The 14,438-nt window shown below is 75.5% G+C and carries 13 protein-coding genes; 11 read left to right on the top strand and 2 right to left on the bottom strand.

Annotation, left to right across the window (positions count from 1 at the left end):
• Positions 1 to 4: 4 nt before the first annotated feature.
• The 5 genes from ACIGAQ_RS12275 to ACIGAQ_RS12255 all read left to right on the top strand — a co-directional run bounded on the left by ACIGAQ_RS12275 (position 5) and on the right by ACIGAQ_RS12255 (position 8,770).
• A complete protein-coding gene (locus ACIGAQ_RS12275; RefSeq protein WP_311685141.1) occupies positions 5 to 343 on the top strand; it encodes a CU044_2847 family protein in 339 nt (112 codons plus the stop codon).
• The gene (locus tag ACIGAQ_RS12270) at positions 340 to 2,028 is read left to right on the top strand and encodes a trypsin-like peptidase domain-containing protein (protein WP_399781813.1); all 1,689 of its coding nucleotides are present in this window, start codon (positions 340 to 342) and stop codon (positions 2,026 to 2,028) included. The genes ACIGAQ_RS12275 and ACIGAQ_RS12270 overlap by 4 nt, the downstream gene beginning before the upstream one ends.
• Before the next feature lie 78 nt (positions 2,029 to 2,106).
• Positions 2,107 to 3,114, top strand: coding sequence for an AAA family ATPase (locus ACIGAQ_RS12265; protein WP_399781810.1), 1,008 nt, complete (start codon positions 2,107 to 2,109; stop codon positions 3,112 to 3,114).
• Complete coding sequence (locus ACIGAQ_RS12260) at positions 3,104 to 7,564, top strand: SAV_2336 N-terminal domain-related protein (RefSeq protein WP_399781807.1); 4,461 nt, start codon at positions 3,104 to 3,106, stop codon at positions 7,562 to 7,564. Before ACIGAQ_RS12265 ends, ACIGAQ_RS12260 begins: the two co-directional genes overlap by 11 nt.
• Positions 7,565 to 7,732: 168 nt before the next feature.
• Positions 7,733 to 8,770 (top strand): rod shape-determining protein, encoded by a 1,038-nt coding sequence (locus ACIGAQ_RS12255; RefSeq protein ID WP_311685147.1) that lies wholly within the window; start codon positions 7,733 to 7,735, stop codon positions 8,768 to 8,770.
• Between the two features lie 51 nt (positions 8,771 to 8,821).
• Here the strand turns inward: ACIGAQ_RS12255 and ACIGAQ_RS12250 are convergent, their stop codons facing one another.
• Positions 8,822 to 9,775 (bottom strand): anti-sigma factor RsbA family regulatory protein, encoded by a 954-nt coding sequence (locus tag ACIGAQ_RS12250; protein WP_399781804.1) that lies wholly within the window; start codon positions 9,773 to 9,775, stop codon positions 8,822 to 8,824.
• On the bottom strand, positions 9,772 to 10,128 hold the full coding sequence (locus ACIGAQ_RS12245) for an STAS domain-containing protein (RefSeq protein WP_362274453.1): 357 nt from the start codon (positions 10,126 to 10,128) through the stop codon (positions 9,772 to 9,774). The genes ACIGAQ_RS12250 and ACIGAQ_RS12245 overlap by 4 nt, the downstream gene beginning before the upstream one ends.
• Positions 10,129 to 10,312: 184 nt before the next feature.
• On the opposite strand from ACIGAQ_RS12245, the gene ACIGAQ_RS12240 reads away from it, so the two are divergent.
• The 6 genes from ACIGAQ_RS12240 to ACIGAQ_RS12215 all read left to right on the top strand — a co-directional run bounded on the left by ACIGAQ_RS12240 (position 10,313) and on the right by ACIGAQ_RS12215 (position 14,273).
• Positions 10,313 to 10,999 carry an ANTAR domain-containing protein gene (locus ACIGAQ_RS12240; RefSeq protein WP_399781799.1) on the top strand — a complete coding sequence of 229 codons (687 nt, stop codon included), beginning with the start codon at positions 10,313 to 10,315 and terminating at the stop codon, positions 10,997 to 10,999.
• Positions 11,000 to 11,143: 144 nt separating this feature from the next.
• The gene (locus tag ACIGAQ_RS12235) at positions 11,144 to 12,346 is read left to right on the top strand and encodes a hypothetical protein (protein WP_311685155.1); all 1,203 of its coding nucleotides are present in this window, start codon (positions 11,144 to 11,146) and stop codon (positions 12,344 to 12,346) included.
• Between the two features lies 1 nt (position 12,347).
• Positions 12,348 to 12,917 (top strand): hemerythrin domain-containing protein, encoded by a 570-nt coding sequence (locus ACIGAQ_RS12230; protein ID WP_311685157.1) that lies wholly within the window; start codon positions 12,348 to 12,350, stop codon positions 12,915 to 12,917.
• Complete coding sequence (locus ACIGAQ_RS12225) at positions 12,914 to 13,360, top strand: DUF2243 domain-containing protein (RefSeq protein WP_311685159.1); 447 nt, start codon at positions 12,914 to 12,916, stop codon at positions 13,358 to 13,360. The genes ACIGAQ_RS12230 and ACIGAQ_RS12225 overlap by 4 nt, the downstream gene beginning before the upstream one ends.
• Positions 13,357 to 14,121 carry a cytochrome c oxidase assembly protein gene (locus ACIGAQ_RS12220; RefSeq protein WP_311685161.1) on the top strand — a complete coding sequence of 255 codons (765 nt, stop codon included), beginning with the start codon at positions 13,357 to 13,359 and terminating at the stop codon, positions 14,119 to 14,121. The genes ACIGAQ_RS12225 and ACIGAQ_RS12220 overlap by 4 nt, the downstream gene beginning before the upstream one ends.
• A gap of 11 nt (positions 14,122 to 14,132) precedes the next feature.
• The gene (locus ACIGAQ_RS12215) at positions 14,133 to 14,273 is read left to right on the top strand and encodes a hypothetical protein (protein ID WP_311685163.1); all 141 of its coding nucleotides are present in this window, start codon (positions 14,133 to 14,135) and stop codon (positions 14,271 to 14,273) included.
• Positions 14,274 to 14,438: the final 165 nt, after the last annotated feature.

Here is a 14,438-nt window from a genome sequence, read left to right as displayed (position 1 = left end):
TGCCGTGGACGGGTTGGTCGAGTTCAGAACCGCTGACGGTGCGGTGGTCACGGTCGAGGCGGCCGAGGAGCGCTCCGGCTCCCGCCTGGTCTCCCGGGGCGACGGCACCGTCCAGGCGACCCGCACGTTCGAGGGCGCCCTGGACGGGGTGCGGGCGGCGGCCGAGTCCGCGCTGCGGGTGTTCCGCGACGGGTCCCTGAAGCCGGACGGCGTGGAGATCGAGTTCGGCGTCAAACTGGCCGCCGAGACGGGCGCGTTCATCGCCAAGGGCACCGCCGAGGGCCACCTGGTGGTCAGACTCACCTGGTCCCCGGCCACCCCGGAGGCAAGCGCGGCCTCATGAACAGCGCCGAGTGGCACGCCCGGATCGAGTTACGGGGCCGGGTGACCGGAGCGGGTTTCCTCATCACGCCGAGCACGGTCCTGACGTGCGCCCATGTGGTGGGCGACGGCGAGGAGCTGGCGGTGAGCTTCACGGAGCTGCCGGGCACGCCGCCCGTGCCCGCCCGGGTCGTCGCCCACGGCGGCTGGAGCGGCGGCGCCGCCGACCCCGGTGACCTCGCCGTGCTGGAGCTGGACCGGGAGATGCCGATCGCCCCGGCCGCCCTCGCCCCGGTCGGCGCCGCCCACGGCACGCCCCCGCGCAAACTCGTCGTCTACGGCTACCCGGCCGGCTACGACGAGGGCACCCTCGCCGAATACCGGGTCACCGCCCCGCAGTTGATCCGGCGGGAGTGGCTCCAGCTGGAGGCCTGGCACGCCGGGGGCCAGCCGCTGGCCCCCGGCTTCAGCGGGGCCGCGGTCACGCTGGCCGACACCGGCGAGGTCATCGGCATGGTCACGGCGGCGGCCGACGCGCCTCGGGTGCGCACCGGCCGGATGATGCCCACCCAGGTCATGGCCCGCTACTGGCCCGCTCTGCAGGGCCTGGTCCCCACCTCCGACCACACCACCGCCGACCGGGCCCGGCTGCGCGCCCTGGTGGAGACGGCGGCCCGGGCGGGTGTCGACTGCGACCCGGTGCGGCTGTACAGCGCGGCGGCCGACCCGTTCGACCCGCCACCGCCCGAGGAGGGCTTCGACTCGCTGTGGTCGGCGGCCCTGTTCGTGCTCTGCGAGCTGGACGGCCCGGGCGCCGCACGGACCGTCGCCCGGTTCGCCGACCGGCTCGAAGCGCTGCTGCACACCCCGGCCGCGGCACCCGCGGCACCCGACTGGTCGCCGATCCTCGTGGAACTCGGCCACAGCGGCGCGGGCGACGGCCTGGTCCGGGTCGAGGTGTCCGCGTACAGCGAGGGCCGGCGGCATCCGGTCGACTCCGGCACGGTCGAACAGCACCGGCTGCACGCCTACGTGCAGGACCGGATCGAGGCGGCGTTCCGGTATCTGACGCCCGGCGCCGACGAGCTGGTGGCGTTCGCGCTGCCCCGGGACTGGCTGGACTGGCCCGTCGACCGCTGGGAGAGCGCCCCGGACGACGCCACCCCGCTCGGCTGTCTGTACCCGCTGGTCGTCACCGACCACGCCCGGCGCAAGGCCAGCACCCGGCACGTGCTGACCCGGGCGTGGAAGCGGCTCGACGCCGTCCCGGGGGCGCGGCTGCACCGCGTGGAGTGCGGCGGTCCGGAGGAGCCCGGGCGGCTGCGGATGCGGCTGCGCCGGCCCGACGCCTGCCTCGCCGGGTTCGGCACCGACCCGGTCGCCTCCCGTACCCGGCCGCACTTCGACGTCTCGCTCACCGCGCCGGCCCCGGTGATCGTCTGGTCGCGGGGCGGCTGCGGCTCGGGGCAGGAGGACTGCGCCGGGGCGGACGGCTGCACGGGCAAGGCCTTCCTGGACGCGCTCGACGCGTGCGTGGCGGCCGTACCGCCGGCCGAACTCCCGCGGTACGTCCTCGCGTTGCGTGAGGAGGCGCACGCGGAGGAGGACCACTGGGCGCGCGGCATCCAGTTGCTGTGGGACGACCCGCGGGTCTTCGCCGACCCGCACGCCGTCGCCGCGGCGCACGCGGGGTCGCCGGTGGCCTGACCCGCCCGGGGCCGCCGCACGGTGGCCCGACGCGTCCGAGGAACAGCTGCACGAAACGGAGAGCGGAGAACACCCCCCATGCCGCACTGGTCCGTCTACACCGGCGACCACGAGCCGCACGACGGCATCGACGACCTTCCGGCCCCGCCGCCCTGGCGCGCCTTCGACGGCGGGCCCCCGCTGCCGCAGCCGCACGACGGCGACGACACGTCGGCCGTCTCCCCGGACCGGGTGCACCGGGCCAAGTCCTACGTCGCCACCGCGGAGACCGTCCGGCTCGTCAACGCCGCGCTCGTGCTGCGCCGGCCGCTGCTGGTCACCGGCCCGCCCGGCACCGGCAAGTCCTCGCTGGCCTACGCGGTCGCCCGGGAGCTGCGGCTCGGCCCGGTGCTGCGCTGGAACATCACCAGCCGCAGCACCCTCGCCGACGGTCTCTACCAGTACGACCCGCTGTCCCGGCTGTACGCGGCCCGGGAGGGACGGGACCGGTCCGGCGGTGTCGAGGACCATCTGCGCCTGGGCCCGCTCGGCACGGCCCTGCTCCCCTACGAGCGGCCGCGCGCGCTGCTCGTCGACGAGATCGACAAGAGCGATCTGGACCTGCCGAACGACCTGCTGAACGTCCTGGAGGAGGGCCAGTACGAGATCCCCGAACTGGTCCGCGCGGCACGCCACTCGGGGGAAGGGGCGGCCGAGGTCCTCGCCGACGGCACGGACTCCGCCGTCACCGTCCGGCGCGGCCGGGTCCGCTGCCGTGCGTTCCCGTTCGTGGTCCTGACCAGCAACGGCGAGCGGGAGTTCCCGCCGGCGTTCCTGCGGCGCTGCGTCCGGCTGAAGCTGCGCCGCCCCGACCGCGACCAGCTCACCGACATCGTGCGCGCCCACCTCGACACCCCCGGCGGCGACGCGGACCGGCTGATCACCCGCTTCCTGGAACGGGCCTCCGGCGGCGAACTGGCCACCGACCAGCTGCTGAACGCCCTCTACCTGACCGGTGTGGCCGGCCTGGACGCCGACTCCCGCGACGACCTGGCCGAACAGCTGATGCCCTACCTCAGCGCGACGGCGGACGACGATGGCTTCTGACCCGGGCCCACCGCCCCCGGCCCGGACTCCGGGGCCGGCCCCGGCTCGGGGCTCGGCCCCGGCGCCGGGTTCGGCTCCGGGTTCGGACCCGGCTCCAGGTTCGGCTCGGGGCTCGGCCCCGGCTCCGGGTTCGGCCCTGGCCGGCCCTTCCTCCGTCGCCCGGCTCGCGGCCGTCCTGGTCGCGGCGGGGGCCGAGCCGACGCCGCGCGAGATCGCCGAACTGGTGTGGCTGGCGGATCAGTTGGAGAACGAACGGCCGGGCGCGCCGTCCGAGCGGAACAGGCGGTCCGAGGAGACGGCAACCGCAGCCGGACACCGGAGCCCGCCCGCCCCACCCGCGCCCGCGCCCGCGCCCGCGCCGGCCGAGGGCACCCCGCCCGCGGACGCGCCGCCCCTCCCCCCGCGGCAGAAGCCGGCCGGCCGGGTGGCCGAGCGCGTGCCGCTGACCCTGCCCGCGCCGCGGTCCCCGGGCCGTCCCGGCAGCGGCGGCGGAACTCCCCTGCTCGCCCCGGCGCCCCCGATGCTCCCCCACCCCCTCGCGCTGCAACGCGCGCTGCGCCCGCTGAAGCGCAAGGTGCCCTCCCCGCACGCGCGGGTGCTGGACGAGCGGGCCACGGCCGACCGGATCGCGCGGCTCGGCGCCCACCCCGACGTGTGGCTGCCGGTGCTGCGCCCGGCCCCCGACCGCTGGCTGCGCCTGAACCTCGTGCACGACACGGGCCCGACCATGCCGGTCTGGCGCCCCCTGGTGAGCGAACTGCACACGGCCCTCGCCCAGTCGGGCATCTTCCGCACGGTCACCCTGCACCCGGCCACGCCCGACGGCCGGGCCCACCGGGTCCCCGACCCGGGCGACGGCCGGACCGTCACCCTCGTCGTCAGCGACTGCACGGGCCCGCAGTGGCGCCCGGGCGAGGCCGGCGACCGCTGGTACCGCACCCTGCGCCACTGGGCGCGCCGCATGCCCCTGGCCGTGGTGCAGCCCTTGCCCGAGCACCTGTGGTCCTCGACCGCGTTGCCCGCCGAGCCGGGCCTGCTGACCTCCCCGGCCACGGCGGCACCGTCGGCGGCCCTGGCCTTCGCCCCGTACGACCCCGCCACCCCGCCCCCGCGGCGGGCGCTGCCCGTGCCGGTGCTGGAGCCGGGCGCGCCCTGGCTGGCCCACTGGGCGGCCCTGGTCGCCGGCCCGGGCGGCACCCGCACGCCGGGCGCGGCGGCCTGGCTGCCGCCCGCTCCCGCGCCGCCCGCGGAACCGGCCCCGGACCTGGCCGGTTCCTCCCCCGAGGAGCTGGTGCTGCGCTTCCGCGCGACCGCGTCCCCGGAGGCCTTCCGGCTCGCCGGGCACCTCGCCCTGGCGGTCCCGTCGGTCCCGGTGATGCGCCTCGTCCAGCGCGCCGTGGAGCGCGACCCGCGCCCCCGGCACCTCGCCGAGGTGATCCTCAGCGGCATGCTCACCGCCGTCCCCGGCCCGCCCGGCTCCTACGCGTTCCGGCCCGGCGTACGGGAGTTGCTGCTGCGCTCGCTGCCCCGCACGGCCCGGGGCCGGACCCGGGAGTTCCTCGCGGAGATCGGCGGCCTGATCGACGAACGGGCGGGGCTCGCCGCCGGGGAGTTCCGGGCCCGGACCGACGACGGGCAGGACGGCTCGGGCCCGGCATTCGCCACGGTCAGCGAGGAGACCGTGCGACGGCTGGGCGGCGGGGCGCCGCCGGAGCGACTGTTCGCCGGGCGCTACCGGCTGACCGGCCGGCGCGGCTGGAACGGACGGGTCTCCCGGGCCGTGGACGTGCGCACCGACCGGCAGGTGATCGTGCGTCAGTACCGCGCGCAGGCGGCTCCGCACGAGCGGTTCCTGCGGGAGGCGGCCGCGCTGGCGAGGGTCGACGACCCGCACGTGGTGCGGGTGCTCGACTTCGGGGTGGAGGACGACACGCCCTACCTGGTGACCGAGTTCCTGGACGGGCTGACGGTGTCGGAGGTGCTGGCGGGCATCGACTTCCGTACCTTCACCCGGCTGGTGGGCCAGGGCATGGCCGGCCTCGCCGCGCTGCACGCCCACGGCTTGGTGCGGGGCGAGCGGGGTCCGGCGGGCCTGCTGCTGCGGCCCGACGGCACCGTGCTGCTCAGCCGTTTCGCCCTCGGCGAGGAGTCCCGGGGCAAGGATCCCGCGTCGGACGTGGCGGAGCTGCGGTGGCTGCTGAAACAACTGGCGGTGGGCGTGCGGGTGCCGCCCGAGCACCGCGATCTGCTCGACCTCGTCGACCGGCGCGAGATGGCGGAGGCCGCCGCCCACGCGGAGCGTCTGGCGGCGACGGGGCCGTGGCCCGCGGCGCGTTCCGTCACCCTGCTCGGCCCGCCGCGCATCAGCGACGGCACAGGCGACATCGAGCCTCCCTCCCCGGCGGCACTGGCGCTGCTGTGCATGCTGCTCCTGCGCCCCGGCCGGCGCGTGCCCCACAGCAGGCTGGCCGAGGGTCTGTGGGAGGAGCCCCCGCCGGAGCGCGAGGCCGCCGCCCGGCTGGCGGAACTGGCGCAGGAGGTGCGACAGGTGCTGCCCCCCGACCGCCTGGTGTCCTTCACCCGCTCCTACGCCCTGCACGCGCCGGACGTGTACGTCGACGTCACGCACTGCGAGGCGCTCGCGGACAGCGACCCCGAGCGCGCCCTGGACCTCTGGTACGGCGAGCCCCTGGACGGCGTTCCCGGCCCCGCCGCCGCGGCCGTCCGGGACCGGCTGCGGGCCCTGCGACGCGACCTCCGGTCGGCCCGGGAACGCGCCGAAGGGACCGGCGCCCCGGTCATCCTCTTCGAGGCCGACGACCTCACCGGCCACCCCGAGGCGCGCATCACCCTCGAGTACGCGGTGCACGAGATGCTCTCCCGCGGCGCCCTGGCCGCCCACCGGTTCGACGTGCGGGTCCGCCCCGACGGCTACGCCGTCCACACCGAGCCCGGCACCTACGTCCTGCCCGTCCTGGTCGCCGTCCTGCGCGGCCTGCCCGAGGTCCTCACAGGGCTGGTGGACCCGCCGCCGCTGACCGTCACCTTCTGGGACCGCCCCACCCCGCCCCCGGCGTCACCGCCCGTACCGGCCGGCATCCAGGTGGTGGTCTCCCCGGCCGTGTACGAGCAGTTCGCCGCCAGCTCCGCCGCCCAGGGCCCGCAGCGCCTCCAGCCCCTCTACCAGGACGGCGCCGGCGACACCCCGCCCGTCGCCTGGTACTGCCCGCTCACCCCCGCCGTGACCCCCGGGCCCGAGGCCCGCGACCTGGTGCAGGGCCCCTACATCACGCACGACCCGAGCCGGCTCGGGGTACCGGCCCCGGGCCGCACGGCCGTCGTCCTCACCCGGCCCGACGGCCCGCTCACCCTCTTCGACCCGGCCCGGCCGCACGGCGACCGGCCGGGGCGTGCGGTGACGTACTACAAGGTGGACCTCACCACTCACCAGTCCCACCACCGGGTCTCCCTGCCGAGCTCCGGCAAGGGCGTCTTCGCGGCGGCGGTCGAGCTGTCCTGGCACGTGGAGGACCCGGTGGCCTTCGTCCGGGCCGAGGTCACCCGGGTCTCCGAGGCGCTGCTCGGCCATCTGCTGGAGGAGGCGGCGCGGATCACCCGGCGGCATCCGCTGCGCCGGGCGGGCGCGGCCCAGCGGGCGGTCAACGCGGGGCTGCGCCGCTGGCCGGTGCCCGGGCTGTCGGTGGCGGTGTCGGTGCAGCTGGCCCCCGAGGGCACGGCCCTGCCCGCGCCGCAGGGACCGGTCCCCGCGCAGCGCCCGCTGGCGGACCTCCTCGCCGGGGCCGACTCCGTGCTGCTCGGCTTCGACGGCCCCCTGGCCCGGCTGTTCTCGGCGCAGGCGGCGGGCGAGGCGGTGCTCGACCTGCTCGCCCTGGTCGCCCGGCACCGCGCCCCCCGGGACGTCCCGCCGGCCGCGGTGCGGGAGACGTTCACCCATCCGCTGGACGTGCTGCGTGCCTTCGCGCGGGACCCGTTGGGTCCGCTGCTGCGGGAGCGCCTCGACGCGCTCGAACTGCGCGCGGTCCCGGACGCGCCCACCACGCACAACTCCGTGCCGCTGGTGCGTGTCCTGCACGACTCGGGCCGGCGGGTCAGCGTGGTCTCGGACGTCGGCGCCCCGGCCGTCCACCGCTACCTGGACCCGTACGGCCTGCCCCTGGCCGGCGGCGTCCACGCCCGCGGCACGGACCTGTCCCTGCTGACCCCGCACCCCGACTGCCTGCTGCGCGCCATGCACTCCTCCGGGGGCGGTGCGGTGACGGGCGTGCTGATCGGCTCCACGGTCGCCGAGCTGACCGCCGCCCAGCAGGCGGGCCTGCGTTTCGTCGGTCTCGCCCGCAGCGCCACCGCCGGCCGGCTGCTCCAGGAGGCGGGCTGCGAGACGACCGTCACCTCCCTGGCGCCGGTCCTGGAGGCCGCCCGCTCCCTGTAGCGCGGGGCGAACCGCCCGTTCGGCGGCGCCCCGCCCGGCCCCCTTCGGAAGGCGGCCCCATTTCCTCGCGCGCACGATGCGAGGGAGGCCCGCCACCCGGCGGTCCCACGTCCGCGAGGCCCGCCACCTGGCGGCCTCCCACGGTCTGCGCTCTCGGGAGGACCTGCCATGACCGCCAGTCTGGAGCAGCTGCGCCGCTGCCACTTCGCCGTCGACCTGGGGGCGGCCCGCACACGGGTCTACGTCAAGGGTGCCGGGCTCGTCGTCGACCAGCCGTCCGCCGCCGCCGTGAACACCCGCACCGGGGCGCTGATCGCGGTCGGCGAGCTCGCGGAGCAGATGACGGGCCGCACCCCGGACTACATCCGGGTCGTCCGGCCGGTCTCCGGCGGCACCGTCGTCGACATCGAGATGGCCCAGCGCATGCTGCGCCACCTGCTCGGCGACAAGATGCGCCGCGCTCTGCGCCGCAAGCCCATCCTGCGCGCCGCCGCCTGCACCCCGCACGACGCCGACCCGCTCGCCCAGCGCGCCGCGATCGAGACGCTGGTCGGCCTCGGGGCCCGGCGGGTGGAGCTGGTGGACACGCTGATCGCGGCCGCGGTCGGCTGCGGGCTGCCCGTGGAGCAGCCAGAGGCGACCATGATCATGGTGTGCGGGGCGGCGGCCACGCAGGTGGCGGTGCTGTCCCTGGGGGCGATCGTCACCGCCGAGCGCATCCCGGTGGGCGGCGAGGCCGTCGACCAGGCGATCGTGCAGCACCTGCGCCACGAGCACGAGCTGATGCTGCCGAGCCAGTCGGTGCGGCCGCTGCAGCTCGCCCTGTCGGGCAACGGCCTCACCCCGCACGGCCCGGCCTCCACGGAGATCCACGGGCGGGACGTCGCCACGGGCCTGGCCCGCTCGGTGCAGGTCGACACCGCGGCCGTGCGGGACGCCATCCAGACACCGCTCACCTCCATCCTCGACGGCATCGGCAAGGTGCTGCGGTCCTGCCCGCCCGACCTGGTCGCCGACCTCGCCGACCGGGGGATCATGATGGTCGGCGGCAGCGCCCTGCTGCCGGGCCTGGACCAGATGCTGCGGCAGGCGACGGGCATGCCCGTGCACATCGCGGAGCGCCCGGACGTGTGCGCCGTGCAGGGGCTGGGCGCCATGCTGGAGGGCAGGATCGAACCGCTGGCCCTGGACCCGCTGGGCAGCTGAGCGCCCGGCTGCGGATCAGAGGCCGGTTCACCGGGCGGTCCGGAGGCCGGTTCAGAGGGCGAACCAGCAGCGCACGGTCGTACCGCTGTCGCCCCGGTGCACGCGCACGAGGTCGGCGATCAGGTTGACCAGCAGCATCCCGCGGCCGCCGCGCTGGTCCCGGGGCACGGGCCGGCGCCCGGCCAGCAGGTCCGCGAGCCGCCCCTCGTCCCGCACCTCGCAGACCACGTGCCCGTCCTCGCTCCACACCCGCAGGACGCCGGTCCCGCCGCCGTGCACCACGCTGTTGGTGGTGAGCTCGGCCATGGCCAGGGCCAGGTCGTCCCGCTTGACGCCGGTGAGACCGAGCCGGGAGGCCTCCCCGACCGCGACGTGCCGGGCGTCGGGGAGCGACTCGGCGTCGAAGGAGAAGGCCAGCGCGTGCCCGACGGGGTCGAAGGGCTCGTTGTAACGGTCGACGACGTCCCCCGGGGCGTACGCGGCGCTCTCCCGTGCCGTCCGGGCGCCCTCGGGGATGACCACGGGGTGGGTGGCGTGGGCGTCGGCGAGCATGTGCTCGGGGAGCCCCCGGGTGTCGTAGGGGCACAGGATGGTCGTCGTGCTGCCGCGGAAGGCGGCGTTGATGAGCGCTTCGTGCTGGGCGCAGGCGGGGTACTCGGTGGCGGACCGTCCGGCCCAGACGGGCTCGCCGATGATCCGGACCCGGCGGCCGGCCGGCTGGGTGTCGGCGAAGGCGCGCAGCACGCCGGGGATGATCCGCCCGGGGTTGCGTCCGGCCTCCTGCATGTCCAGCAGCCGCACCGCCGCCGCGTCGTCGCCCAGGGCGTCCCGGACGAGGGCGAGGTTCTTGCCGGGCACCGCGACCGCCACCGGCTCGCCGGCCTCCAGGCCGTCGCGCACGAAGGGCACCGTGACGTCGAGGTACTCCTGCTCGTCGCGGTAGAAGAACGCGGGATGGACGAACGGTTCCAAGGGACCGAAGGGGTCCGCCGGCGCAGCGGTCATGACGCACTCACCTCGATCCCCTCCTGGTCGGGCCACAACAGGTCCAGCGTCCGTCGCAGCGCCGCCGGGGGCCGGCGCACCACGAACCGCCGCCCGTCCCGCAGCTGCCCGGCGGCCGCCGCGAGCGCGCCCGCGCCCGCCACGTCCACGAACGTCACGTCGGACAGCTCCAGGTGGTACACGTCCTCGCCCTCACGAACGGCCTGCTCGAGTACACCTTCCCAGATCGCACGTGTGGTCAGACCCACCTCCCCGGCCGCCCGGACTCCCCGGCGGCCGGGCAGCGGGAACACCGCCAGGCCCGGCCGAGGCCCGTCGGCCTCGGCGGACGGCACCTGAAACGGACTGTCCACGCCTTCTCCCCACGCTCCTCGACCACAGCGCTCGTACCCGCACGACGGGTGCTCATTCCCCGGAGCCGAGTGTAGTGAGCCGTACGGCGGGCAGGCGCACCTCACACCGGCGTCGACGGGGGCGAGTGACGTGGTGCAGTCCGGCGAGACGGACCCGACCGACGAGGACCGACAAGGCGGTGACATGACCTCTGCGGCATCACCACATCTCACAGGAGGACTGAACACCCTGGTCATCCGCGGCCGCGTCGACGCGGACCGGGCCGAGCTCACCCCGCGCGGCGAGCTCGTCCACGGCTGTGGGGACGTCCTGGCGCGCACGCTGGCCGAGCTGCCGGCCGGCGTCACCCGGGTCGATCTGGACATGGCGGACGTGCATTTCATGGACACGGCCGGGCTGCAGTTCCTGGACGTGCTGGGGGACTTCCGCCGCCGGCGGTCGCTGACCGTGACGGTGACGAACTGGAACGGCCAGCCGCGCCGCATCCTGGAGCTGGCGGGCCTGAACACGGCCGACCCGCTGACCGGCCCGGACCCCACCGAGCCGGCCCCGGCCGCCCCGGCGGCCTCGGCGGTCGCCCTGGAGCGCGCGGAGCGCCTGCACGTCCTGCAGGAGGAGGTCGATCAGCTGCGCCAGGCCATCGCGTCCCGCCCGGTCATCGACCAGGCCCGCGGCATCCTGATGGCGACGCACGGCTGCTCGTCCGACCAGGCCTGGCACATCCTGCGGGAGACGTCCCAGCTGTCCAACACCAAGCTGCGGGACGTGGCGGCGGCGGTGACGGCGAGCGCGGAGGCCGACGGCCCGCCGCCGCCGGCCGCGCTGCGCACGGCGTTGCAGACGGCCGTCGCGCGGCGCCGCAGGGGCTGACCCGGCGAGGGGCCCGCGGGCCGGACACGGCCGGACACTCCGTTCCCCGCGTCCCTGAGGTTCCTCACCGGCACGCCGGTTTCCCGTGGGGGGCGCTCGGGTACCCGGCGGCGGCCCGCTCCGCCCTTCGGCGAGGAGAACCCCATGGGTTTCAACCCCCTCGAGCACCAAGGCATCCCCCTCGACCGTCAGCTGCGCAGCTGGCGGGAGCTGGACGTCGAACCGATCGACCCCGACCACGCGGATCCCTACACCCGCTGCCGCGTCATCACGATGAACGGCATCGAGGTCGAGGCGATCCTCTTCAGCCACCAGCTCGCCCGCAACACCGTCGACCCCGAGGTCAAACGGCAGCTCGCGCAGGTCCGTTACATCGAGGCCCAGCAACAGAAGGCCGTCAACTGGCTGCTGCCGGGCCTGGCTTCGGTCCTGGAGACGACCATCGCCTACGAGCAGGTGGCCGTCGACCTGACCGGCTGGGTCGCCCGCCACGAGCCCGACCCGTATCTGAAGCAGGCGTACGAGTTCGGTGTCCTGGAGGACTTCGACCACCTGTACCGGTACGCCAACCTCTACGAGATGATCGAGCACCGCAAGGCGGAGTCGATCGTCGACGGGCTGACCGAGGTGATGCCGGGCCGGCCGACGAAGTACCACCACCGCCACCCGGCCGACAACGTCCGCGAGCCCTACGACCGCTCGACGACCAACCCGCTGTCGAAGCTGCACGCCCTGACGATCATGTCGGCGGAGCAGCAGACCATGAACTTCTACATGAACGTCGGCCCGCAGTACATGGAGCCGATCGCCCGTCAGCTCTACCAGGAGATCGGCCTGATCGAGGAGGAGCACGTCACCCACTACGAGTCCCTGGTCGACCCGGGTGAGACGTGGTGGGAGCAGCTGGTCAACCACGAGTACAACGAGTGCTATCTCTACCACTCCTTCATGGAGCAGGAGCCGGACCCGAAGGTGCGGGCCATCTGGGAGCTGCACCTGAACATGGAGCTGGAGCACCTGCGCATCGCCTGCGACCTGATGCGCCGTCACGACGGCCGGGAGCCGCAGGAGGTCCTCGCGCCGGAGCTGCCGAACGTGCTCACGTTCGAGGAGAACAAGACGTTCGTGCGCAACCTGCTCGACACCCAGATCGACCTGACCACCCTCGGCGCCGGATACGTCCGGGACGCGCACGAGCGGTTCGAGAAGCTGCAGGAGCAGATCCACGGCGGCGAGGAGCCGCCCAGTGAGCGCGTGATGGTCCAGCACGACGAGATGTTCGGCCGCGAGTACCGCGTGGAGACCGAGGGCGAGCACCCCGACCCCGCGCTCCGGGAGGGGCACTGACATGGCAGGGATCGCAGCGAGTGACACCGACGTCGTCGCGCTGCTCATGCGCCAGCACGGCGACATCCGCAACCTGTTCGACGAGGTGGAGCGGACGGCCGGGGACGAGCGCCGCGCCGCGTTCCGCGACCTGGTCCGGCTGCTGGCCGTGCACGAGACGGCCGAGGAGGAGGTCGTGCGGCCCTTCACCCGGGCGAACGTGCCGGGTGGCGAACAGGTCGTCGAGGACCGCCTGAACGAGGAACGGGAGGCGAAGGAACTGCTGTCGCGGCTGGACGGCATGGACACCGACGACCCGAAGTTCCTGCCGGAGCTCCTCGCCCTGCGCCTGGACGTGATGGCACACGCCCGGGCGGAGGAGCGTTACGAGTTCAACCACATCCGCCGCCACGCGGACCGGGGCCGGCTGGCGTCGATGGCCTCGGCCCTGAAGGCGGCCGAGGCGATGGCCCCGACCCGCCCGCACCCCGGCACGGAGTCCGCGGCCAAGAACCTCGCCGTCGGCCCGCTCGCGGCCCTGGTCGACCGTACGCGGGACGCCGTCCGCAAGGCCATGGGCAAGGACGGGTGACGTACCGCCGCTCGCTGGCCGGTGGAGCGCTGTCGGGAGTCGGCCTCGCCGCGTTCGTCGACGAGGTCGTGTTCCACCAGCTGCTCCACTGGCACCACTTCTACGACCGGTCCACCCCGGACGTGGGGCTGGTCTCCGACGGCCTGTTCCACGCCGGGGGGTGGCTCGCCATGGTGGCGGGCCTGTTCGTCTACGCCGACCTGCGCCGCAGGGGCGGCCCGCTGCGCCCGGCCTGGTGGTCCGGCGTCTGCCTGGGTCTGGGCGGCTTCCAGCTCTACGACGGCACGGTCCAGCACAAACTGCTGCGGCTGCACCAGATCCGCTACGAGGTCGACCCGCGGCCCTACGACTGGACCTGGAACGTCGTCGCCGCCCTGTTCCTGCTGGCCGGGCTGCTGCTGTGGCGGCGGGCCCGGCGCGCGGCACGCGGGAGGCCACGGTGACGGCGCCCGCTCCCCTCCCGCTGGCCGTCCTGGTGTGCTGCCTGCTGTACACGGCCTCGGCGACCCGGCTGCGCCGGCGCGGGGACCGCTGGCCGGTGGGCCGGGACGCGGGGTGCTGGCTGGGCGGGGGTCTGCTGGTGGCCGCGTTCGCGGTGCCGTGGGAGCAGTGGCTGCCTGCGTTCACCGCGCACACGGCCGCCCATGTCACGGCCGGCATGGCGGCCCCGCTCCCCCTGGTGCTGGCCCGGCCGGTCACCCTGGCCCTGCGCACCCTCCCGCTGCCCGCCCGGCGCGCCCTGGTCGCCGTGACCCGCTCCCGCCTCGCCGCGGCCCTGGTCTTCCCGCCGGTGGCCGCGGCCCTCGACATCGGCGGCCTGTGGCTCCTCCACCGGGCTCCGCTGCCGCCGTCCCTGCACCACCACCCCCTCGTCCTGCTCCACTTCTTCCTCGCCGGTCTGCTCTTCACGTTCGCCCTGCTCGCCGTGGACCCGGTCCGCCACCGGCCGGGGCTCGCCGTGCGCGCGGGCACCCTCCTGGCGGCCGCCGCTGCCCACGCCGTCCTGGCGAAGAGCCTGTGGGCGACGGGGCCGCCGGGCACCGCGTACACCCCCGCCGACCTGCACCTCGCCTCGCAGCTCATGTACTACGGCGGCGACGCGGTGGAGATCGCCCTGGCCCTGCTGCTGGCGTCCCAGTGGTACCGCGCCCAGGGGCGATCACTCCGGCCGCACCGGGGTACCCGGCAACCGGCACCGGCATAAGGAGACAGACCATGAGCGAGCAGACCCCGTCCCAGGCCGAGGGCGACCGCGAGGACGAGCAGGACACGCAGAACACGCCGACCCCCACGCCGTCCCAGGCGGAGGGCGAACGGGACGACACCGGCTCCGGGGACGACGAGGCGACACGCTAGCCGTGCACGCCACCGGCACGCCCCTGCGTACGCCCGCACTCGACCGCCCCACACCCCCGGCCCGCCACCCCGCCACGCCACGGCTCCCGGGCCGGCGCCCGCACGGCGGCGGGCGGGCCACGTGGCGTCCGCGCGGCCTGCCCGCCTCACCGCCCCGCCCGCGCG

It is taken from the genome of Streptomyces sp. NPDC085932 (assembly GCF_044540525.1).
GTDB classification, from domain to species: domain Bacteria; phylum Actinomycetota; class Actinomycetes; order Streptomycetales; family Streptomycetaceae; genus Streptomyces; species Streptomyces levis.
This window is presented reverse-complemented; position numbering and strand designations above follow the sequence as displayed.

Bases quoted from the DNA above. Each gene is read 5' to 3' on its own strand.
- ACIGAQ_RS12260 (WP_399781807.1), top strand. From the start codon at position 3,104: ATGGCTTCTGACCCGGGCCCACCGCCCCCGGCCCGGACTCCGGGGCCG.
- ACIGAQ_RS12250 (WP_399781804.1), bottom strand. From the start codon at position 9,775: ATGACCGCTGCGCCGGCGGACCCCTTCGGTCCCTTGGAACCGTTCGTC.
- ACIGAQ_RS12255 (WP_311685147.1), top strand. From the start codon at position 7,733: ATGACCGCCAGTCTGGAGCAGCTGCGCCGCTGCCACTTCGCCGTCGAC.
- ACIGAQ_RS12215 (WP_311685163.1), top strand. From the start codon at position 14,133: ATGAGCGAGCAGACCCCGTCCCAGGCCGAGGGCGACCGCGAGGACGAG.
- ACIGAQ_RS12235 (WP_311685155.1), top strand. From the start codon at position 11,144: ATGGGTTTCAACCCCCTCGAGCACCAAGGCATCCCCCTCGACCGTCAG.
- ACIGAQ_RS12230 (WP_311685157.1), top strand. From the start codon at position 12,348: ATGGCAGGGATCGCAGCGAGTGACACCGACGTCGTCGCGCTGCTCATG.
- ACIGAQ_RS12265 (WP_399781810.1), top strand. From the start codon at position 2,107: ATGCCGCACTGGTCCGTCTACACCGGCGACCACGAGCCGCACGACGGC.
- ACIGAQ_RS12240 (WP_399781799.1), top strand. From the start codon at position 10,313: ATGACCTCTGCGGCATCACCACATCTCACAGGAGGACTGAACACCCTG.
- ACIGAQ_RS12270 (WP_399781813.1), top strand. From the start codon at position 340: ATGAACAGCGCCGAGTGGCACGCCCGGATCGAGTTACGGGGCCGGGTG.